This is a genomic window from Streptococcus panodentis (genome assembly GCF_017884005.1).
GTDB classification, from domain to species: domain Bacteria; phylum Bacillota; class Bacilli; order Lactobacillales; family Streptococcaceae; genus Streptococcus; species Streptococcus panodentis.
Genome location: NZ_QFAY01000001.1, coordinates 97,332 through 116,972 on the forward strand (window position 1 = coordinate 97,332; position 19,641 = coordinate 116,972).

Consider the following 19,641-nt stretch of genomic DNA (forward strand, 5'->3'; position numbering starts at 1 on the left):
AGAAAGTCACGAAGTTGGGTACTGTTGTCCCACCCTCTGTATAAAATATGAACCGTCTGCTCTGCCGGCGGCCGTCTTGACCCGCTTTCGGGTTTGCAGGCTTGAGCTGTTGGCGCTAACGAAGGTTGCTTTTGCTTTTCGCAGAGCAGCCTTATCAAAGGAAGAAGAAAAAAGATCCCGCTTCAACATGTGAAGCGAGATTTTTTAATTTGATGACTCAGTCTGGGTCTCGCCGGCAGTATCCGTTGCCTGGCTGGAAGCAGTGGTCTCGTCGGCCGTTGCAGTATCTGCAGCTGCAGAGCTGGATGCGCTGGTATCAGCTGTTGCGGTCTCGCTGGAAGCAGCAGTGTCTGTGGTAGCTGCAGTATCTGCAGCGGATGATTCTTTTTCTATTTCCTTGATGATGGTTGTTGTTGAGGCTGAGCTGCTGGTGTCTGTTTTAGACTTTTCGCTGTTATTGCCCAGCAGGTTCATAATAGTAATGCTAGCGATGATGATGGACAGCAGACTGGCAATAGTGGCAATGGTTTTCTGCAGGGCTGAAAAGCCGGTTTTGATGTGCTGTTTGGTTGGTTTTCTGGGAGACTTGGATTTGGTATGTTGCTTATCTCTGCGGGAATAATTTTCCATGTTAAAAAATAAACTCCTTTTCAAAGTTTTGTTTCTTCATCTCATTATACGTTTTTTATGTTAAAAAGTCCTGAAAAAAATGAATTTTTTTGATGAAAACGCACACAAGAAAAAGAAGCAGTCCGGCTAAAAACCAGACTGCCCAGTCGAGGAGGAAACGAAATCACCATAATCCTCTTTGCTGCCTCAAAGCCACTTCTATCTAGTGTGCGGGTCTAGGTTACTGCCTTTCTTGCTGAATGTTGGCCTGAGCCGCCGCCAGTCTGGCTGCCGGCACTCGGTAAGGAGAGCAGGAGACATAGGTCACGCCGATTTCTTGGAAGAAAGGTATAGAAGCAGGGTCGCCGCCTACTTCACCGCAGACACCGATAGGAAGCTGCGGTTTCAGCTGCCGTGCCTTGCTGACAGCGATTTTCATCAGCTGTCCAACTCCGGTTTGATCCAGACTTTGGAATGGGTCAAAGGTCAGAATGTCCCTGTCTTTGTAGGCTCCGATGAATTTTCCGATGTCATCTCTGGAAAAGCCGTAGGTCATCTGGGTCAGATCATTGGTGCCAAAGCTAAAGAAATCCGCCTCCTGAGCCAGCTGGTCAGCAATCAGACAGGCCCGCGGCAGCTCAATCATGGTGCCAATCTCATAAGGCAGCGGCTGAATCCGCGCCTGTCGGAAGAGCTTGTCTATATGCTGCACGAGGAAGTGCTTGACCGCCTCTAGCTCCCTTTTTTCGGCAATGAGGGGAATCATAATCTCGGGCTTGACAGTCAGCCCTTCCTGAGACAGCCTGATGGCACTCTTGAAAATAGCTTCCGCCTGCATCTTGTAAATGTCCGGCTGGGTGATGCCCAAACGGCAGCCGCGATGGCCCAGCATAGGATTGGTTTCCTGCAGCTGCTCGATTTTCCGGGCTAATGTTTCCGGAGGCTTGCGCAGTTTGGCAGCCAGCTGCTCGATTTCCAGCGGATCTTTTGGAAGAAATTCGTGCATAGGTGGATCGAGAAGGCGGACAATCATAGGCTTGTCGCCGATGGTTTGAAACATCTGATAGAAATCATCTTCCTGAAAGGCCAGCAGTTTTTTCAGAGCTGCTCTGGTTTCCAATTCATTGTCAGCCAGAATGAGGCGGCGCATTTCAAGGATGCGCTCCTGACCGAAAAACATGTGCTCTGTCCGAGCCAGTCCAATCCCTTTCGCACCGAATCGGACTGCCGTTTTCAAATCCTGAATGGTCTCAGCATTGGCACGGACTTTGAGTGCAGCCACTTCATCGGCCCAGGAGAGCAGGAGCTGCAGTTCCTGATTGTTTTCCACCAGCACTGTAGGGATTTCGCCCAGATAAATGCGGCCGGAACTGCCATCCACCGAGATAAGAGCTCCTTCGGTCAGGACAACATTGCCGCAGACCAGCGTTTTATTTTCTTCCTGAATGGTCAGCTCGCCGCAGCCGGCCACGCAGCAGGTTCCCATACCTCTGGCGACTACAGCTGCATGGGATGTCATACCGCCGTGGCTGGTCACAATCGCCTGACTGACGACCATGCCCTCGATATCTTCAGGCGAGGTTTCCTGACGGACCAAAATCACCTTTTTGCCCAAGGAATGGCATTCTTTCGCTCGTTCAGCTGTAAAGACAATCTCACCGGTGGCCGCTCCGGGGCTGGCTGGCAGACCTTGAGCCAAAAGGGCGGCCTGACCGAGCGCTTCTTCCTCAAAGACCGGATGAATGAGCTGGTTGATAGTAGCAGGAGCGACCCGCAGGAGCGCTTCTTGCTGACTGATTAGCTCTTCCTCGACCAGATCCAGAGCGATTTTCAGGCTGGCCTTGGCTGTACGTTTGCCATTTCTGGTCTGCAGAATATAGAGCTTGCCTTTTTCAATGGTAAATTCGATGTCCTGCATATCCTTGTAGTGCTTTTCCAGAATAGCAGCATACTTGAGGAAGTCTTCATAGGCATCGGGCAGGCTCTTCTGCAGGGCAGCGATAGGTTCAGGCGTCCGGATGCCGGCCACGACATCCTCTCCTTGAGCATTGAGCAGAAATTCACCAAAGAGCCGGTTCTCGCCGGTAGCAGGATTTCTGGTAAAGACGACACCTGTGCCGCTTTCTTGGTCGCTGTTGCCAAAGACCATAGCCTGCACATTGACAGCTGTTCCCAGATCATGCGGAATGTCATTGAGATTGCGGTAGACCTCGGCCCGCGGATTGTTCCAAGACTTAAATACCGCCTTAATCGCAGCATAGAGCTGTTCTTTGGAGCTCTGCGGGAAGCTTTGGTAATGCTCGCGGTAAAGCTGCTTGTACTGGTCAATCAGCGCCTGATGCTCTTCCAAGCTAAACTCCTGAACCTTTTTTTTGGAATTTTTTTCAAAGAAAGCTAAAAGCTCATCAAACTGCTCCTTAGGAATGCCGTAAACCACATCGGCGAACATCTGCAGCAGGCGGCGGTAGCAGTTGTAGGCAAAGTCAGGGCTGGTCTGCTCGGCCAGTGTCTGCACGCGCAGGTCATTGAGACCCAGATTGAGAATGGTGTCCATCATGCCGGGCATGGAAAATTTAGCACCGCTGCGGACAGAGACCAAGAGCAGCGAGGACTCATTGCCGGAAAAGAATTTGCCGCTTTTCTTTTCCAAATCAGCAACCGCTTTCAAAACTTCTTCTTTTAAATCTGATTCAAAAAATGAAGGGGCTGCTAAATACTGCATACAGCTCTGCGTTGTAATGGTAAATCCCGGAGGAACAGGCAGGCCCAGATTGGTCATTTCTGCCAGATTGGCTCCTTTTCCGCCAAGCATTGCTTTGTCATCTGCGTGTCCTTCTTCAAAGGAATAAATCCATTTCGTCATACTTGCCTCCAATTTTATTAAATATGTGTCATATTAAAAGACAATTACATTGTAATATACATCACATATGTTTGTCAACAGAAAAAATCATCCTGTTTTATTGACTTTTTTTCTTTTTTTGTTATAATGTGTTACAAAATGATGATTATTTAAGGGTTGAAGACGGATAAATGAGCTCTTATTTCCTCTTTTCGCTGAAACGTTCAGGAAGATAGAAGGAGGGGACAGCTTGCAGACTTTATGAGAAAAAGGAGGATTCCTTATTTGAAACTAAGCAAACGACAGAAGAAAGTGGTCGAAATCGTCAAGGAGCACCAGCCGCTGAGCGGTGAAAAGATTTCTGAACTGCTGGATGTATCCAGGGCGACTCTGCGGTCGGACCTGTCCTTTCTGACTCTGGTAGGAATTTTAAAGGCCACCCCTAAGGTTGGCTATACCTATTCGGGCTCGGATTTGGAAACTCTCTTCTTTTTTGATACTTTTCGGGCAAATGTTGCCGACATCATGACCTCACCGGTCTTGGTTTCCCACGATTCCTTTATTCAGGACGCCATTATTACCTTGTTTATGTATGATGCGGATGTGCTCTATGTCATTGATGAAGAGCAGCTCCTGCTGGGCATCTTATCGCGCAAGGATCTGCTGCGGGCTTCGCTCAATACCAACATTGACAGCACACCGGTCGCCGTCTGCATGACGCGGATGCCCCATATCAAAACCTGCCACAAGGATATGAATATTCTGGAGGCGGCAGCTCTCCTGCAGGATTTTGCCATTGACTCGCTTCCTATAGTAGATGAGGAAGAGGAGCGCAGCATCTTGGGAACCGTTACCAAATCTGCTTTATTAGATTATATTATCCAGCAGGCCAGAAAGGCTGAAGTAAATAGATAAGAGGAACAGTTATGAAAAAAGAGATTATTGTCTACAGTATTTCCGATTCTTTGGGCGGCACTTCCCAGAAGCTTCTGTCTGCCGTAACGGCCCAGTATCCCGATATCCTATTTAACAACAGCTATCGCTTCCCTTTTATCAATCAGGAAGAAGAGCTGCTGGATATTCTGCGCGATGCCATCAAGGATGATGCCTTGGTCATCAGCACGCTGGTAGACGGACGGCTGGCAGCAGCAGCCAGAGAGTTCAGTCAGGCGCACGGCCTGTCCTATCTGGATTTGATGCATCCTTTTTTTGAAATCATCAGGCAAAAGACCGGCACCAGTCCCATTGAAGTACCGGGGACCCTGCACCGTTTGGATACTGAGTATTTCAATAAAATTTCAGCTATTGAGTTTGCCGTCAAATACGATGACGGCAAGGCTCCTCAGGGCTTTTTGGACTCGGATCTGGTACTCTTGGGAGTATCGCGCACCTCCAAGACACCGCTCAGCATCTATCTGGCTAATAAGGGCTACAAGGTATCCAATCTGCCCCTGATTCCGCAGGTTCCCCTGCCGCAGGTTTTGGAGAAAGTGGAGAAAAAGCGGCTGATCGGCCTTTTGTGCGAGCCGGAGAAATTGGCCAAGATTCGCAGCAATCGGCTCAATTCCCTCGGTCTCACTCAGTCAAGCAGCTATACGGATCTGGAGAAAATCTACGAAGAACTGGACTATTCCCGAGAGGTCTTTAAAAAATACCAGGCCCATGTCATCAATATTACGGATAAATCAATCGAAGAAACAGCTTATTTGATCGAAGAGCATCTGAAGACTCTGCTGTAGACCAATTCTGAATGGTCTTTGCCAGTAAATACGGTGAGGTAGTAGAATGGATTTGCACAAGCGTATGTTATTGAAGGAATTTGATTCGCGGCAAAAGGTCATTACGGAGCTGATTAATCTGGAGGCAATCTTAAATCTGCCCAAGGGAACCGAGCTCTATATCAGCGACATTCATGGAGAGTTCGCAGCCTTTGACTATATCCTAAGGAGCTGCGCAGGCAATCTCAATGAAAAAATCAATGACTGTTTCGGGACGGAATGGCCAGAAGCAGACAAAAATCGGCTGTCTGCTCTTGTTTCCTACCCTGAAGCGGTGCTGGGCGAGGAGTCCAAGAGCAAGGCTTGGTATCAGGAGGTCATTCCCCAGCTGCTGACCCTTCTGGCCTTTGTCGCTGCCAAATACACCCGCTCCAAGGTCAGAAAGGCCCTACCGTCTCAGTATGTCTATATCATCGAGGAGCTGCTCTACAGCGACACCCAGCTGTCGGATAAGAAGGCCTATTTCGAGACGATTCTGGGCTATTTGATCGACCTGCGGGAGGCCCGGCCCTTCATCATCGGTCTGTCGCGGACGGTCCGCCAGCTGATTATTGACCACCTGCATGTGGTCGGTGATATTTTTGACAGAGGGGCTGCCAGCGATCGGGTCATGGACGAGCTGCTGGCCTTTCACTCCGTTGATGTGCAGTGGGGCAACCACGATATCATCTGGATGGGGGCTTTCTTTGGCTCCAGGGAATGCCTGCTCATCCTGCTGCGGATTGCGGCCCGTTATGGCTATCTGTGGGATATTGAGAGAGCTTACGGCCTGAATCTGCGGCCGCTGACCAGCTTTGCGGACAAGACTTATACAGCCAATCCCAAGTTTAAGCCTATTTTGGGCAGCAGAAGCGGGGAATTTTCTGAGGAGCAGATCCTGCAGCTGGAAAAGGTCCACCAAGCTCTGGCAATCCTGCAGTTTAAGCTGGAAAGTCAGCTGATTGAGCGGCGGCCGGAATTTCAGATGCAGGACCATATCACGCTGGACAAGATTGACTTTTGGGAAGAAAGTGTCCAGATTGACGGCAAAAAGCATGCGCTGGTTAACGGCTGCTTTCAGACGGTCTGTCCGGACAATCCAAAGAAACTCAGCTCGGCTGAAGCAGAAGCCGTGGACAGCCTGCTGGAGTCTTTTCAGCATTCCATCAAGCTGGCCGAGCACATCGCCTTTCTCATGAACAAGGGGTCTATGTATAAGATTTACAATAACCATCTGCTTTTTCACGGCTGCATCCCCTTAGAAGCCTCAGGAGATTTTCAGCCTCTGCAGATCCATCAGGCCCAGTATGCCGGCAGGGAACTGCTGGATTTCTTTGAGTATCATATCCGTCAGGCGGCCAAGGATCCATCTGTCGGTGATGATTTTTCGACAGATCTCATCTGGTACTGCTGGAATGGCAAGCTGTCTCCTCTCTTTGGCAAGGAAAAGATGACGACACTGGAGCGCTATTTTATCGATGACAGAGCAACTCACAAAGAAGAGGAGAATCCTTACTTTTCCTATCGAAAGTCTGAGAAAATCTGCCGTTTGATCTTAGAGGAATTTGGCCTTTTTTCTGAGGAATCACGGATTGTCAATGGACACACACCAGTCAAGACGACCAAAGGGGAGTCTCCCATTCGCGGTCAGGGACTGCTTTTTGTCATTGACGGCGGCCTCTGTGAAGCCTATCAGAAAAAGACTGGGACAGCCGGCTATTCCCTGCTCAATAACTCTTACGGCTTTCAGCTGGTGACCCATCAGCCTTTTCAGGATGTGGCAAAAGCGGTAGAAAGTCCCTTTGCGCATACATCTCTGAAAAAGGTGATTGAACACGTGGAGCAGCGAACCTTGATCAAGTCCACTACCATTGGCCAGACGCTGCTGAGGCAGCAGCAGGAGCTTTTTGCGCTCCTGCATGAATATTATGATTACTGAGCGTTAAGTTAGCGGCTTCCTGTCTGGGATACGACTTGAGGCCGTTTTCTTTTGTTGTTTTGGGGCCCTTTTCGTGTTACAATAGGAGTATTGAAAATAGAGGAACCATCATGATTTATTTAGACAATTCAGCAACGACCAGACCCTATCCAGAAGCTTTGACCGCCTATACCGAAGTCGCTTCAAAGATTTGGGGCAATCCTTCCAGCCTCCACAGTCTGGGCAGTCAGGCGGCACGGATCTTAGAGGCTTCCCGCCGGCAAATCGCAGAGCTCTTAGGCAAATCTGCTCAGGAGATTTTTTTTACGTCCGGAGGGACCGAAGGAGATAATTGGGTCATTAAAGGCGTGGCTTTTGAAAAAGCCCCTTTTGGCCGCCATATCATCGTATCTAGCATCGAGCATCCGGCTGTCAAGGAATCAGCCCTCTGGCTGAAAGGGCAGGGTTTTGAGGTGGATTTTGCTCCGGTTGACCAGAGCGGTTTTGTAGATGTGGACAGGCTGGCGGCTCTCATTCGGCCGGATACGACCCTGGTCTCTATCATGGCTGTCAATAATGAAATCGGCTCTATTCAGCCTATTCAGGCTATTTCAGAGCTCTTGGCTGATAAACCGGCCATTTCTTTTCATGTGGATGCGGTGCAGGCAGCGGCCAAGATTCCTAGAGCAGACTATCTGACGGAGCGGGTGGACTTTGCGACCTTTTCCAGCCACAAATTTCACGGTCTGCGGGGAGTAGGTTTTGTCTACATCAAGGCCGGCAAGAAAATCACTCCGCTTCTGACCGGCGGCGGTCAGGAGTCGGACAAGCGCTCTACGACAGAAAATCTGGCTGGGATTGCAGCGACGGCTAAAGCGCTGCGATTATCCATGGAAAATCAGGCGGCCTCTGCCAGCCGGACGGCCAAGATGAAGGCAGTCATTCTGGAAGAGTTGGCCGCCTATCCTGATGTAACGGTCTTTTCCGGCCGAGAGAATTTTGCGCCCCATATCCTGACCTTTGGTATCAGGGGAGTGCGGGGTGAGGTGGTCGTCCATGCCTTTGAGGACTACGAGATCTATATCTCGACCACCAGTGCCTGCTCCTCCAAGGCGGGCAAGCCAGCAGGCACTCTAATAGCTATGGGTATCGAAAAGTCTCTGGCTCAAACAGCTGTCCGGGTCAGCTTGGATGCGGACAATGATATGGGTCAGATGGAGCAGTTTTTGACAACCTTTAAAATCATTTACGAAAAAACCAGAAAAGTAAGGTAAAGAATGCAGTATTCAGAAATTATGGTACGCTACGGCGAGCTCTCTACCAAGGGCAAGAACCGCATGCGCTTTATTAACAAACTCAAACGCACGATTCAGGCTATCCTGTCAGTCTATCCTGCAGTCAAGGTCACAGCAGATCGGGACCGGACCCATGTTTACCTGCATGGCACGGACTATCAGCCTGTGGCGGAGTCGCTCCGGCAGATTTTTGGGATTCAGAATTTCTCACCGTCCTATAAGATTGAAAAGTCTGTACCAGCCTTGATCGAAGCTGTTCAGACCATCATGAAGGACGTCTATCAGGAGGGCATGACCTTCAAGATCTCCAGCAAGCGGAGTGACCACAGCTTTGAGCTGGACAGCCGTGAGCTTAACCAGGCCTTGGGTGACGCTGTTTTCAGAGCCATTCCCCATGCTCTGGTCAAGATGAAAGCCCCCGATATTGAGCTGCGGGTGGAGATCCGCGAGGAGGCAGCTTATATCTCCTATGAGACCATTCGCGGAGCAGGCGGTCTCCCTGTTGGCACATCAGGGAAAGGCATGCTTATGCTGTCGGGCGGGATTGACTCACCGGTGGCCGGCTATTTGGCCCTCAAGCGCGGTGTGGATATTGAAGCCGTACACTTCGCTAGCCCGCCCTACACCAGTCCGGGCGCTCTGAAAAAAGCGCAGGATCTGACCCGTAAGCTGACCAAGTTTGGCGGCAATATCCAGTTTATCGAGGTGCCCTTTACCGAGATTCAGGAGGAGATTAAGGCCAAGGCGCCGGAGGCTTATCTGATGACCCTGACCCGCCGCTTTATGATGCGCATTACGGATCGGATTCGCGAGGAGCGGGGCGGTCAGGTCATTATCAACGGTGAAAGCCTGGGACAGGTGGCCAGCCAGACCATTGAGAGCATGCAGGCGATTAACGCCGTGACCAATACACCGGTCATCCGCCCAGTCGTGACCATGGACAAGCTGGAGATTATTGAGATTGCGGAGAAAATTGACACTTTCCAAATCTCTATCCAGCCATTCGAAGACTGCTGCACTATCTTTGCGCCCGACCGTCCCAAGACCAATCCTAAAATCAAAAATGCTGAGCAGTACGAAGCCCGCCTTGATGTCAAAGGGTTGGTGGACCGCGCTGTCGCAGGCATTATGATAACTGAAATCACACCACAGGCGGAGACCGATGAAGTTGATGAGCTGATTGAAGGGCTGTTGTAGAAGAGAAAGAAGAGGACGGCCATGCCTGCTATTTTACTGTTCATCCCCTTTCTGCTGATTCGTTTTCCTTTCTTGGCTCATTTCAGCAAAGAGGCCCTGTCGCGGGCGGCTTATTTTGCACCAATGGAAGGGAAAGAAAAAATTGCTTATGCGATTTACCAACTGAGCAATCTGGCTTTGTTTCTTGTCTCCTTTTTGCTAAGGATTAGGTTTGATTTTTCTGTCTTCTTTTACGTTGGACTGACTGCTTACCTGCTTGGTTTGGCTTTGTGTGCTGTCTGCCTGCGGGATTTTGCCAGACCGGATGCGAATGGAATGAATGCAAGCGGACTTTATCGTTTTTCTCGTAATCCCATGTATCTGGCTTATTTTATCTGTTTTCTTGGCATAGCTCTGCTGACTCAGTCAATCATTTTCTTTGTGTTACTCATGATTTTTCAGCTGTCAGCTCATTGGATTATTCTTGCTGAAGAGAGATGGTGCATGATAAAATTTGGAAAATCCTATCAGAACTATAAGGAACAGATCAGACGATATTTTTGAAAATAGTTGAACCATTTTTTCAACCCAGTAGTTGGCAGATAAAGATGCTGAAGACAAAATCGAAGAATGTTGAGATTTAATTGGCTGTAAAAAAAGATAAGAACAGCAAGGAATCTTACGTAAAAGGAATACTAGAAGGAAATATGATGAGTGATTGGGATTATTTTTGGAGAGGATTGATTGAGGCTTTCTCATGGAGAGACGGTCAAGATAATGTTTTGATAGGCGGAGCACCGTCATGGACTTATTTACTAGGACTATTTATTCATTTTCTTATTGCCGTCGGAATTTATTCATTATTCTTTTTAGGATTCTTTAAAGATAGAAAGGAGACAGGGGCTTGAAAATATGCCTTTCTAAGATTTTGGGATCGTCTCTTTTTGCAGGGGCGCATAAAGGGCTGTTTGACGTTGATTATTGGGCTGCCTATGATATTCGTTGCATTTCCTTATTACGAAGGGTATCGTATTGCAAATGGTGTTTGGCGCTATCATTATTTTACAAATCAAGAAACCAGCGGGGAAACTATTTTAGTAACAAATATTGAAGCCGATAGTGGCAGAAAGTCTAACTTCTCAAGAGTTACCATGACAGTATATGTAAACAGCGAAAAACGAATCGTTAACATTTCAAACTCTAACAAAGCTCTTGTTCGAAATTTAAGAGAAGAAAATAAAAAATCGATGATATTGAATGGAGAAGTTAATAAAGAAGGAAAAATTGTTTTTATTCGCTAAAATCTCCAAGAGAAGTCTGAAAATCCGTTTTCATCGGTTGAAAATCCTTGCCAAAAAGCAGCAGAAGTGCTATACTTATAGAGTTGACTATGCACATTCCTGTGCAACCGCTCGAACATCGTCCGCTCAGATTTGAGCCCTAAGTGGTTCGTCCCACGATGCTAGGCGAGTCTTCACAAATTCTGGGGAAACCCGCAAAAATCCATAGGAGGTGCATAATGAGCACATACGCAATCATTAAAACTGGCGGAAAACAAGTTAAAGTTGAAGTTGGTCAGGCTATCTACGTTGAAAAATTGAACGCTGAAGCTGGTCAGGATGTTACTTTTGACGAAGTTGTTCTTGTTGGTGGTGAAAACACTGTTGTCGGAACTCCGCTTGTTGCCGGAGCGACTGTTGTCGGAACTGTTGAAAAGCAAGGTAAGCAAAAGAAAGTCGTAACTTTCAAGTACAAACCTAAAAAAGGCAGCCACCGCAAACAAGGTCACCGTCAACCTTATACAAAAGTTGTCATCAACGCTATCAACGCTTAATTTTAAGGAGAGCAAATGATACAGGCAGTCTTTGAAAGAGCCGAGGACGGCGAACTGAGGCGTGCAGAAATCACTGGTCACGCCGCGAGTGGCGAATACGGTTTTGATGTTGTTTGTGCGTCCGTTTCGACGCTGGCCATTAACTTTGTCAATTCAGTTGAGAAATTCGCAGGCTATGAACCAGACTTAGAATTAAACGAAATAGAAGGCGGTTATCTGAAGGTTGAAATCCCTCAGGACTTACCGCCGCACCAAAGAGAAATGACTCAGCTTTTCTTTGAATCATTTTTCTTGGGAATGGCAAACTTATCGGAGGACTCGTCTGAGTTCGTCCAAACAAGAGTTATCACAGAAAACTAACACGGAGGAAAAACATTATGTTGAAAATGAATCTTGCTAACTTGCAGCTGTTCGCCCACAAAAAAGGTGGAGGTTCCACTTCTAACGGACGTGACTCACAAGCGAAACGTCTTGGTGCTAAAGCAGCTGACGGCCAAACTGTTACCGGCGGCTCTATCCTTTACCGTCAACGCGGTACCCACATCCACCCAGGTGTTAATGTCGGACGCGGCGGTGATGATACCTTGTTTGCAAAGGTTGAAGGCGTAGTACGCTTTGAGCGCAAAGGACGCGATAAGAAACAAGTTTCTGTTTACCCAATCGCGAAATAATGCAGAGAATATTCCCATGCTCGGATGTTGAGCGTGGGAATTTTTTTTGAGGAAAAGGCATGGCTAAGCAATGACTGAAAAAATCCTTAGAGTCTTCAAACCAAGCCAACGCAGCCTATCACTCATTCATTTTCAAATAGGATAGATTGAAGTGGTCCGATAGACCATTCTCCGCTAAAGGTAAACTAAACGACCATATATGGTCAAGAAAGAGCAAGGAATGTAATCGTTTACAGAGTCTGTCTTTTATGATATTATTATAGATATAAAATACAAGCAAAAGGAGTTTTTCTTATGAAAAAATACAGATTATTGCTATCTGCGGCTCTTTTATCGACTGTAGCTTTTGCCAGTGCAGAAATCGCAGCAGCCGAATCTGCTGCAGCTGTGCCGCAAGGAGAATCTCAGCCAGATGCTGCTCTTGTTTCTGCAGAATGGAGCAAGGCCTCTGCTGAGCCAGCTGCTTCTGAAACAGCGGTTCAGACTGATGCTGGAAGTGCGCCAGCTGTTTCACTGAGTCAGCCTGCCGCTCAGTCTGCCGCAGCGGCCGAGGCTGTTTCGCAAGCTCAGTCTGCTCTGACCCTTTCTGATAGGGATACCGGATCGAAAAGCAGTGAAGCCGCTAATCAGCAAAGTTTGGATGATAAACTTCAAGAACCTGAACAAAGCCAGAAAATTTCGGAAAAAGTCCGATCTCTTCTTTCTGAGATGACGATTAGGCAGAAAATTACTCAAATGCTGATGCCGGATTTCCGCAAGTGGCAGCAAAGCGGGGAAGCGGGCCAGACTGATATGACGGAGCTGAATAAGGAAGTGGCAGAAGCCATTGACAAATACGACTTCGGCGGTGTTATTCTTTTTGCTGAAAATGTTAAGGGAACCGCACAGACTTTGACTCTGACTCAGGCCTTGCAGGAGGCAGCAATCAGCAATAAAGCACAGAACGGCAGCCTGCCTCTGCTGCTGGCTATCGATCAGGAAGGCGGCATTGTCTATCGGCTGGGCAGCGGAACGGCTCTTCCGGGCAATATGGCAGTCGGAGCTACACGCGATCCAGAACTGGCTAAAGAAGCAGGACAAATCATCGGCCGTGAGCTATCAGCTCTGGGTCTGAATGTGGATTTTGCGCCGGTTTTTGATACCAATAACAACCCTCAGAATCCCATTATCGGCCTTCGCTCTTTTTCTTCTGATCCGCAGGTGGTAGCCCGTCTGGGAGCGGCTATGATGAAAGGAATCCAGGATTACAATGTAGCAGTTGCAGCCAAGCACTTTCCCGGCCACGGCGATACAGCGGTAGATTCCCACACAGGTCTGCCTTTGGTTGACAAATCCTACGCCGAATTGGAAAAGTTAGAACTGCTGCCCTTTAAGGCGGCTATTGACAAGGGTGCTGATATGCTCATGACGGCCCATATCCAATACCCGCAGATTGAAAAAGATGCAGTTATTTCCAAACAAAGCGGAGAAACCATTTATATACCGGCGACCTTATCTGATGATATCATTACCGGCATCGTGAGAAAGAAGTTTGGCTACAAAGGGGTGGTTGTCTCGGATGCTATGGGAATGGATGCCATTGCCCAGAATTTCGGTGAGTCAGAAGCTGCTGTCATGGCCATGAAGGCCGGGGTAGATATTGTGCTGATGCCGACTGTCTTGCGCAGCCGATCTGACTTGGCCAAGATTGATAACATCATTGATGAGATTGAAAAGGCGGTTCAAAAAGGGGAGCTTCCAGAAAGCAGGCTGGATGAATCGACCGCCCGTATCCTGAGCCTGAAGGAGAAGCGCGGTGTACTGGATTTCAATCTCGCTGACAGGACAGAGGCCAAGGCCTTATCCAGTGTTGGTTCCGATTGGAATCGGGAAGGAGAGAGAAAAATCGCAGCCAGAGCTGTGACGGTGGTCAAAAATGATGAGACCGTTCTGCCTTTTAAGGTCAAATCCGGTGACCGAATCTTGCTGCTGGGGGCCTATGATAATGAGTTGCCGGGCTTAGAGCTGGGAGTGAAGCGCCTAAAAGCTGACGGCGTGATTCCAGAAGGCGTGAGTTTCGAAACAGCCCGCTACAGCAGCAGTACAAGCCTTGATGAGCTGAAAGGGAAAATTGATCAGGCCAGTCATATCATTGTGGTTTCAGAGATTGGCCGCCAGGCTCAATTAGCCAGCGATGTTTGGCTGACCAAGGTGCCAACGGAAGTAGTGGACTATGCCAACGCCGCAGCAAAGAATGCTGTTATTATGAGCATTTCCAAACCCTATGATGCAGCCAATTATCCTAAGGCCAAGGCTATTGTAGCTGTTTATGGCAATAAAGGAATGGACCCAACAGAAGGGCTGAGACCGGACAATGCCTTCGGTCCTAATATTCCTGCTGGTGTTGAAGTTATTTTCAACGGCCAGGAGCATATCGGGAAGCTGCCTGTGGATGTGCCGGCTATCAAGGACGGTCTGATGTCTGGGACAGAGATTGCCTATCCTATTGGTCACGGTCTGCTCTATAGCGACCCAGTAAAAAATATCAAGCTGCATGTACCCAATACCGTTAAAGCCGGTGATTCTTTTACAGCAAGGCTGACGGCAGGGAATCTGAATGGTTTGGACAAACAAACTTACCAACTGGTATTGACGGTGGATGCCCAGCATTTCAGCCCGCTTCCGAGTGATAGCTATACAGTTGACGGGGATACCGTTATCATCCGCAGAACTGCCGGTGACAGCCAGCCGATAATGATTGAACTGAAAGCATTGGCAGCAGGGCAGTTCAGCCCTATCTCAACAGTCAGAGTCATTGACAGCCAAGAAAGAGTATTTTCGATGGGCAGCGGCTACTATAATTCTGTAAAGATGCAGGTAACAGCTGCTAGACAGGAAACTGCTGGCTATCCTCAAGGGGGACAGCAGCCACCAGCACCGCTTGCCTCTTCTCGGCTTTCTGTCTCAGAAGAAAAAACGATTCCGCAGCTGCTTTCTGGTAACCAGCTGCCACGTACAGGCGACAGCACAAAAGCGCTCTGGCCGCTCGGAGGGATTCTAATCCTTGGTGCTTGCCTCCTTGATCGTCTCACCCTTGGCAGACGCAGACACTGATTTTGGGAAACCCGCAGCCTCTAGCGGCTGCAGTCCCTTCCTCAAACAGGAAGCAGCGAGAAGGTGCTCTATAGCATTCTAGGACTTGGTCTGCTTGTAGCTGATTGGGTCTAAGCATTAGTGCAGGAAAATCAAAAGAAGAATAAGCAGCCGCTGCTATGAAAACTGGTCTTTCCTATGGAAAGATTTCAGGCAAACTAAAACACCAGAAATGAAGAACTTTGCTCGTCATTTCTGGTGTTTTTTATTACGGCGTCACTTCCTCGTCCTTTATGTTGACGACACCGAACCGGTTAACAGAATATTGCTTGCCCTTGTAGTCGATAACAGTATTCTGTGCAAGGATTCCCATTTTATCAAATTTGTAATAATTTTTGCCAATCTTGTAGAGTCCGTCCTGATAAGGTGTTCCGTCCTCCCCGATGTAGAAGTAGAATTCCCAGAAAGGAACAAAGCGATTTCTGACAAGCCGGCCATAATCATCAAAGAAGTACTGCTTGCCGTCGACAGCAAAGAAAGTGGTCACTCGCTGTCCTTTTTCATCGAAATAATAGACGTTTCCTGTCGGGCTGGTATAGAAAGAGTTCTTCAAATCAGTGGGGATTTGTTCTGCAGGGTCATCTGTAACTTTGTAAGCCACTCCATATCTATTGGTTCCATAGTACTGCCCTTCGTAAAGAACGATTTTGTTTCGGATGCGCTGACCCGACTCATCCATGATATAATAGGGGCCGGTATAGGCATTTTGACTTGGTTCCTGAGGCTGAGGTGCCGGCTGAACTTCATCAAAGATGCTATCATCGTCCTCAATGTCAGGGACATCAGGGTCGTAAATGCCTATTTCGCGATTGCCGGATCGGTTTGGAGTATCTTCGGCCTGGACAGTGCCAGAGGCCAGCAAGACAGCGGCCAGAGCGGCAGCAGAAGCGAGAGCGATTGCTCCCCAGTGCTTCTTATGTTTAGACGGTTCAGAGTAAGCTTTGTGAAACATGGCAAGTATCCTTTCTGATTTATCGTCATTTAGTTTATCCTTTATTACTTTGTTAGCTTCAACAGTCCGGGCGAGTGAAACGGCCTGAGATTAGGCTGTTTCAGGGTCTTCGCTATTAAAAGAAAACTAAAAGGCGATAAAAAGTGGGTTTCAAGTTTTAATCGTCATCAAACAGACGGTTGTGACTCAAAACAGCAAGCGATGCAATATTTAACCTCCTTTTATTACTAACTATTACTTTGTACCATTATATCATACTGTCTGTACAGAAGCAAGAGATTAACCTCAGCACATATATTTTGCTAAACGATTATCTGTTTTCTATTTACTTTTTATACTTTTTTTGGTATAATAGTTCATGTTATAAAATGTAACATCAAAGGAGGTTTATCCATGAAAGCATCAAAATGGCTGACAGTCACTGGAGTTGCGCTGAGTGCAGGACTGCTGCTAGCAGCCTGCGGCCAGTCTTCGACTAGCACAAATCAATATACCTATGTCTATAGTTCAGACCCTGACAGCCTGAACTATCTAACAGCCAATCGTGCGACAACCAGCGATGTCATCACCAATCTGGTGGATGGGTTGCTGGAAAATGACCAGTATGGCAACTTGGTTCCTTCCATTGCGAAGTCATGGACGGTTTCTGAGGATGGTCTGACCTATACTTACAAACTGCGTGATGATGCCAAATGGTACACATCCGATGGTGAAGAATATGCGGATGTCAAGGCACAGGATTTTGTGACCGGACTGAAATATGCGGCAGATGCAAGCTCTGAAGCCCTGTATCTGGTGCAGGATTCTGTCAAAGGTCTGGACGCCTACATCAAAGGGGAAGATAAAAACTTTGACAATGTCGGGGTCAAGGCTCTTGATGACCACACTGTTCAGTATACGCTGGCACGCCCAGAGCCTTACTGGAATTCCAAGACAACCAGCTCCATTCTCTTTCCGGCAAATGAAGAATTCCTGAAATCAGAAGGAAGCAACTTTGGTTCTGTCAAGCCTTCCAGCATTCTCTATAACGGTCCATACCTGCTCAAATCGCTGACCTCCAAATCAGTCATGGAATTCGTCAAAAACGAAAATTACTACGATAAGGACAGTGTCAGTCTGGACAGTATCAAGCTGACTTATTATGATGGTACGGACCAAGAAGCACTGGTTCGCAGCTTTAGCGACGGTGTCTACAGCACTGCCCGCCTCTATCCAAACAGCTCTGGCTTTGCTTCTGTTAAGAAGCAGTATGGTGACAATATTGTCTACAGCCCGCAGGATTCGACTTCTTATTACTATAATTTCAATTATAATCGTCAATCCTATAATCATACCAGCAAAACGACAGATGCTCAAAAGTCTGCTGTTAATAAGGCTGTTATGAATAAAGATTTCCGTCAGGCTGTCAACTTTGCCTTTAACCGCACTACTTATGGAGCGCAAGGGAATGGCGAAGACGGAGCAACTAAGATCCTGAGAAACTCTCTGGTGCCTCCGACCTTCGTTCAAATCGGCGACAAGGACTTTGGTCAGGTCGTCTCAGAAAAGCTGGTCAACTACGGAACAGAATGGCAGGGAGTGGACCTGTCGGATGCTCAGGATGCTTACTACAATCCTGACAAGGCTAAGGCTAAATTTGCTCAGGCCAAAGAAGCTCTGCAGGCTGAGGGTGTTGAGTTTCCGATTCATCTGGATATGCCGGTCGATCAATCAAGCACCATCGGTGTTCAGTGGGCAAGTTCTCTGAAGCAGTCTATTGAGTCAACTCTGGGTGCAGAGAATGTTGTCATTGACTTGCAGAAGATGAGCTCAGATGATTACAATAATATTACTTATTTTGCCAATTCCGCAGCGCAGAAGGACTATGACCTGGCAGAAGGCGGCTGGATTGGAGACTATCAGGATCCATCGACTTATCTGGATGTGCTGAATATCAAGAGCGGCGCCAATCTGAAAAGCTTTGGTTTTGATCCGGGACAGGATAATGCCAAGCTCAAAGAGTTAGGTCTGGATGCTTACACCAAGATGCTGGAGGAAGCGAATGCTGAAACCAGCAATGTTCAGAATCGCTACGAAAAATATGCAGAGGCAGAGGCGTGGCTGCTGGACAATGGGCTGATTATGCCGACAGTCTCTCAGGGTGCAGCACCGTCTGTGACTAAGATTGTGCCTTTCAGCAGGACCTATTCGGCGGTCGGTATCAAGGGTTCAAGCTATAACTTCAAGCTGACCAAGCTTCAGTCGGATGTCGTGACGACCAAAGACTACGAAGAAGCTAAAAAGAAATGGAAAGAAGAAACTACCAAAACAAATCAGAAAGCTCAGGAAGAGCTGGCTGACCATGTTGAAAAATAAGGAAGAAGTCATAGTGACTCAGGGGCTGGAAATTTCTCCAGTCCCTTTTCTTAGACATCTTTGTCTGACAGAGGATTTATGGTAAAATAATAGTCAATAACCATCATCAGCAAACTAACAACTGGGCTGCAGACAGGACGCTGACCTAGTTTGACTTTCTTTGAGGACCAAGAGATTTTTGATGAGTCTGAAAACAAAAATGCAAGGAAGTAAAGAAATGAAAGTGAATATTTATACGAAGCTGCCTGATAAAGAAAAACAGGAGTTGTTCGAGCTGGTTCAAATCTGCAATCAAACAGATGGCGGCTGCCGTCTGCCCTATCTGGACAATAATTACAATGCAGATCCGACAATGCCGGCTTTTTTCTTGGCGGAGATGGACGGCCAAGCGGTCGGCTTTCTGTCCGTCTATGCGGATGAGCCGGGGGAGGCAGAAGTTTCTCTCTATGTCCTGCCGGCCTATCGGCGTCAGGGCATAGCCAATCAGCTCTTGAAGGATTTTTCTAAGATGGCGGATGAGTATGGTTTGAGCGAGATTGAGTATGTGGCGGAGTTGGCTTTTTTGGAGGCTCATCCAGCCTTTGCCCAGAGATTCAGCTATTTAGCAGATGAAGCAGAAATCTGGCTGGCCCAAGCTGCAGGGAGTTTTGCTATAGAGAAGAGGGAGGGGGTCGAGGTTTTGCTGGGAAGTCTGGATTTGGCAGAAGAAATCGCAGCCTTTCAGTCCCGGGTTTTTGAGACGCCGCTGGATGTGGCTCTGAAATACGCCAGAGAAGCTGTTAGCAGTGCCTCCGGTCTGCTCTATATCCTGAAAAAAGAAGGTCGTCTTGTGGCTTCAGTATCGGTTGATACGGATTTTGGGACCAATTATTTCTTTGGTTTGGCAGTGGCGCAAGATTTTCAAGGGCAAGGTCTGGGCAGTCATCTGCTGCTTGCCAGTATGCAGGACCTGGCCGAGCGCAATGGACAGGAATTTCAAATTGTCGTCGAAAAGCAGAATACTGGCGCCTTGAAACTTTATAAAAAACTGGGCTTCACAGAGAAGACAGAGGTTGTCTATCTGACAGAGAAGTAGGGAGGAGTTTTGCGGGACTCTGAAG

Annotated in this window: 17 protein-coding genes, 1 pseudogene and 1 other annotated feature; of the genes and pseudogenes, 15 read left to right on the top strand and 3 right to left on the bottom strand. The window is 47.8% G+C overall.

Going from position 1 to position 19,641, the window contains the following annotated elements:
• Positions 1 to 204: 204 nt before the first annotated feature.
• Positions 205 to 630 carry a DUF6556 family protein gene (locus DHL47_RS00420; RefSeq protein ID WP_209550507.1) on the bottom strand — a complete coding sequence of 142 codons (426 nt, stop codon included), beginning with the start codon at positions 628 to 630 and terminating at the stop codon, positions 205 to 207.
• A gap of 220 nt (positions 631 to 850) precedes the next feature.
• Positions 851 to 3,472, bottom strand: a complete 2,622-nt coding sequence (gene ppdK / locus DHL47_RS00425) for a pyruvate, phosphate dikinase (protein ID WP_209550508.1) — start codon at positions 3,470 to 3,472, stop codon at positions 851 to 853.
• Positions 3,473 to 3,736: 264 nt separating this feature from the next.
• On the opposite strand from ppdK, the gene DHL47_RS00430 reads away from it, so the two are divergent.
• From DHL47_RS00430 to DHL47_RS13605, 13 genes and pseudogenes are all read left to right on the top strand, one after another.
• Complete coding sequence (locus DHL47_RS00430; RefSeq protein WP_209550509.1) at positions 3,737 to 4,366, top strand: CBS domain-containing protein; 630 nt, start codon at positions 3,737 to 3,739, stop codon at positions 4,364 to 4,366.
• 11 nt (positions 4,367 to 4,377) lie between these two features.
• Positions 4,378 to 5,190 carry a pyruvate, water dikinase regulatory protein gene (locus tag DHL47_RS00435; protein WP_128837173.1) on the top strand — a complete coding sequence of 271 codons (813 nt, stop codon included), beginning with the start codon at positions 4,378 to 4,380 and terminating at the stop codon, positions 5,188 to 5,190.
• 46 nt (positions 5,191 to 5,236) lie between these two features.
• The gene (locus DHL47_RS00440; RefSeq protein WP_209550510.1) at positions 5,237 to 7,147 is read left to right on the top strand and encodes a fructose-1,6-bisphosphatase; all 1,911 of its coding nucleotides are present in this window, start codon (positions 5,237 to 5,239) and stop codon (positions 7,145 to 7,147) included.
• 110 nt (positions 7,148 to 7,257) lie between these two features.
• On the top strand, positions 7,258 to 8,400 hold the full coding sequence (locus DHL47_RS00445; RefSeq protein WP_209550511.1) for a cysteine desulfurase family protein: 1,143 nt from the start codon (positions 7,258 to 7,260) through the stop codon (positions 8,398 to 8,400).
• Positions 8,401 to 8,403: 3 nt separating this feature from the next.
• The gene (gene thiI, locus DHL47_RS00450) at positions 8,404 to 9,618 is read left to right on the top strand and encodes a tRNA uracil 4-sulfurtransferase ThiI (RefSeq protein WP_209550512.1); all 1,215 of its coding nucleotides are present in this window, start codon (positions 8,404 to 8,406) and stop codon (positions 9,616 to 9,618) included.
• 21 nt (positions 9,619 to 9,639) lie between these two features.
• Entirely contained in the window at positions 9,640 to 10,161 is a 522-nt protein-coding gene (locus DHL47_RS00455) for a methyltransferase family protein (RefSeq protein ID WP_209550513.1), read from the top strand.
• 80 nt (positions 10,162 to 10,241) lie between these two features.
• Complete coding sequence (locus tag DHL47_RS13270; protein ID WP_245335495.1) at positions 10,242 to 10,505, top strand: hypothetical protein; 264 nt, start codon at positions 10,242 to 10,244, stop codon at positions 10,503 to 10,505.
• Between the two features lie 60 nt (positions 10,506 to 10,565).
• Complete coding sequence (locus DHL47_RS13275) at positions 10,566 to 10,898, top strand: hypothetical protein (protein WP_245335496.1); 333 nt, start codon at positions 10,566 to 10,568, stop codon at positions 10,896 to 10,898.
• A 95-nt stretch (positions 10,899 to 10,993) separates the two neighbouring features.
• Positions 10,994 to 11,081 (top strand) — a sequence feature (ribosomal protein L21 leader region).
• Between the two features lie 35 nt (positions 11,082 to 11,116).
• The gene (gene rplU, locus DHL47_RS00465) at positions 11,117 to 11,431 is read left to right on the top strand and encodes a 50S ribosomal protein L21 (RefSeq protein ID WP_128837171.1); all 315 of its coding nucleotides are present in this window, start codon (positions 11,117 to 11,119) and stop codon (positions 11,429 to 11,431) included.
• A 15-nt stretch (positions 11,432 to 11,446) separates the two neighbouring features.
• A complete protein-coding gene (locus tag DHL47_RS00470; RefSeq protein ID WP_128837170.1) occupies positions 11,447 to 11,791 on the top strand; it encodes a ribosomal-processing cysteine protease Prp in 345 nt (114 codons plus the stop codon).
• 17 nt (positions 11,792 to 11,808) lie between these two features.
• Positions 11,809 to 12,102: a 50S ribosomal protein L27 gene (rpmA, locus tag DHL47_RS00475; protein ID WP_128837169.1), complete on the top strand. Its 294-nt coding sequence runs from the start codon at positions 11,809 to 11,811 to the stop codon at positions 12,100 to 12,102.
• Between the two features lie 294 nt (positions 12,103 to 12,396).
• A complete protein-coding gene (locus tag DHL47_RS00480; protein ID WP_209550514.1) occupies positions 12,397 to 15,195 on the top strand; it encodes a glycoside hydrolase family 3 protein in 2,799 nt (932 codons plus the stop codon).
• 30 nt (positions 15,196 to 15,225) lie between these two features.
• A pseudogene (locus tag DHL47_RS13605) lies at positions 15,226 to 15,341 on the top strand (LPXTG cell wall anchor domain-containing protein); the annotation flags it as partial.
• 101 nt (positions 15,342 to 15,442) lie between these two features.
• On the opposite strand, the gene DHL47_RS00490 reads toward DHL47_RS13605, so the two are convergent.
• Positions 15,443 to 16,186, bottom strand: coding sequence for a hypothetical protein (locus DHL47_RS00490; RefSeq protein ID WP_128837168.1), 744 nt, complete (start codon positions 16,184 to 16,186; stop codon positions 15,443 to 15,445).
• A 393-nt stretch (positions 16,187 to 16,579) separates the two neighbouring features.
• Here DHL47_RS00490 and DHL47_RS00495 point away from each other — a divergent pair, with 393 nt between their 5' ends.
• Positions 16,580 to 18,541: a peptide ABC transporter substrate-binding protein gene (locus DHL47_RS00495; RefSeq protein ID WP_209550515.1), complete on the top strand. Its 1,962-nt coding sequence runs from the start codon at positions 16,580 to 16,582 to the stop codon at positions 18,539 to 18,541.
• Between the two features lie 217 nt (positions 18,542 to 18,758).
• Positions 18,759 to 19,616 (top strand): GNAT family N-acetyltransferase, encoded by an 858-nt coding sequence (locus tag DHL47_RS00500; RefSeq protein WP_209550516.1) that lies wholly within the window; start codon positions 18,759 to 18,761, stop codon positions 19,614 to 19,616.
• Positions 19,617 to 19,641 lie beyond the last annotated feature (25 nt).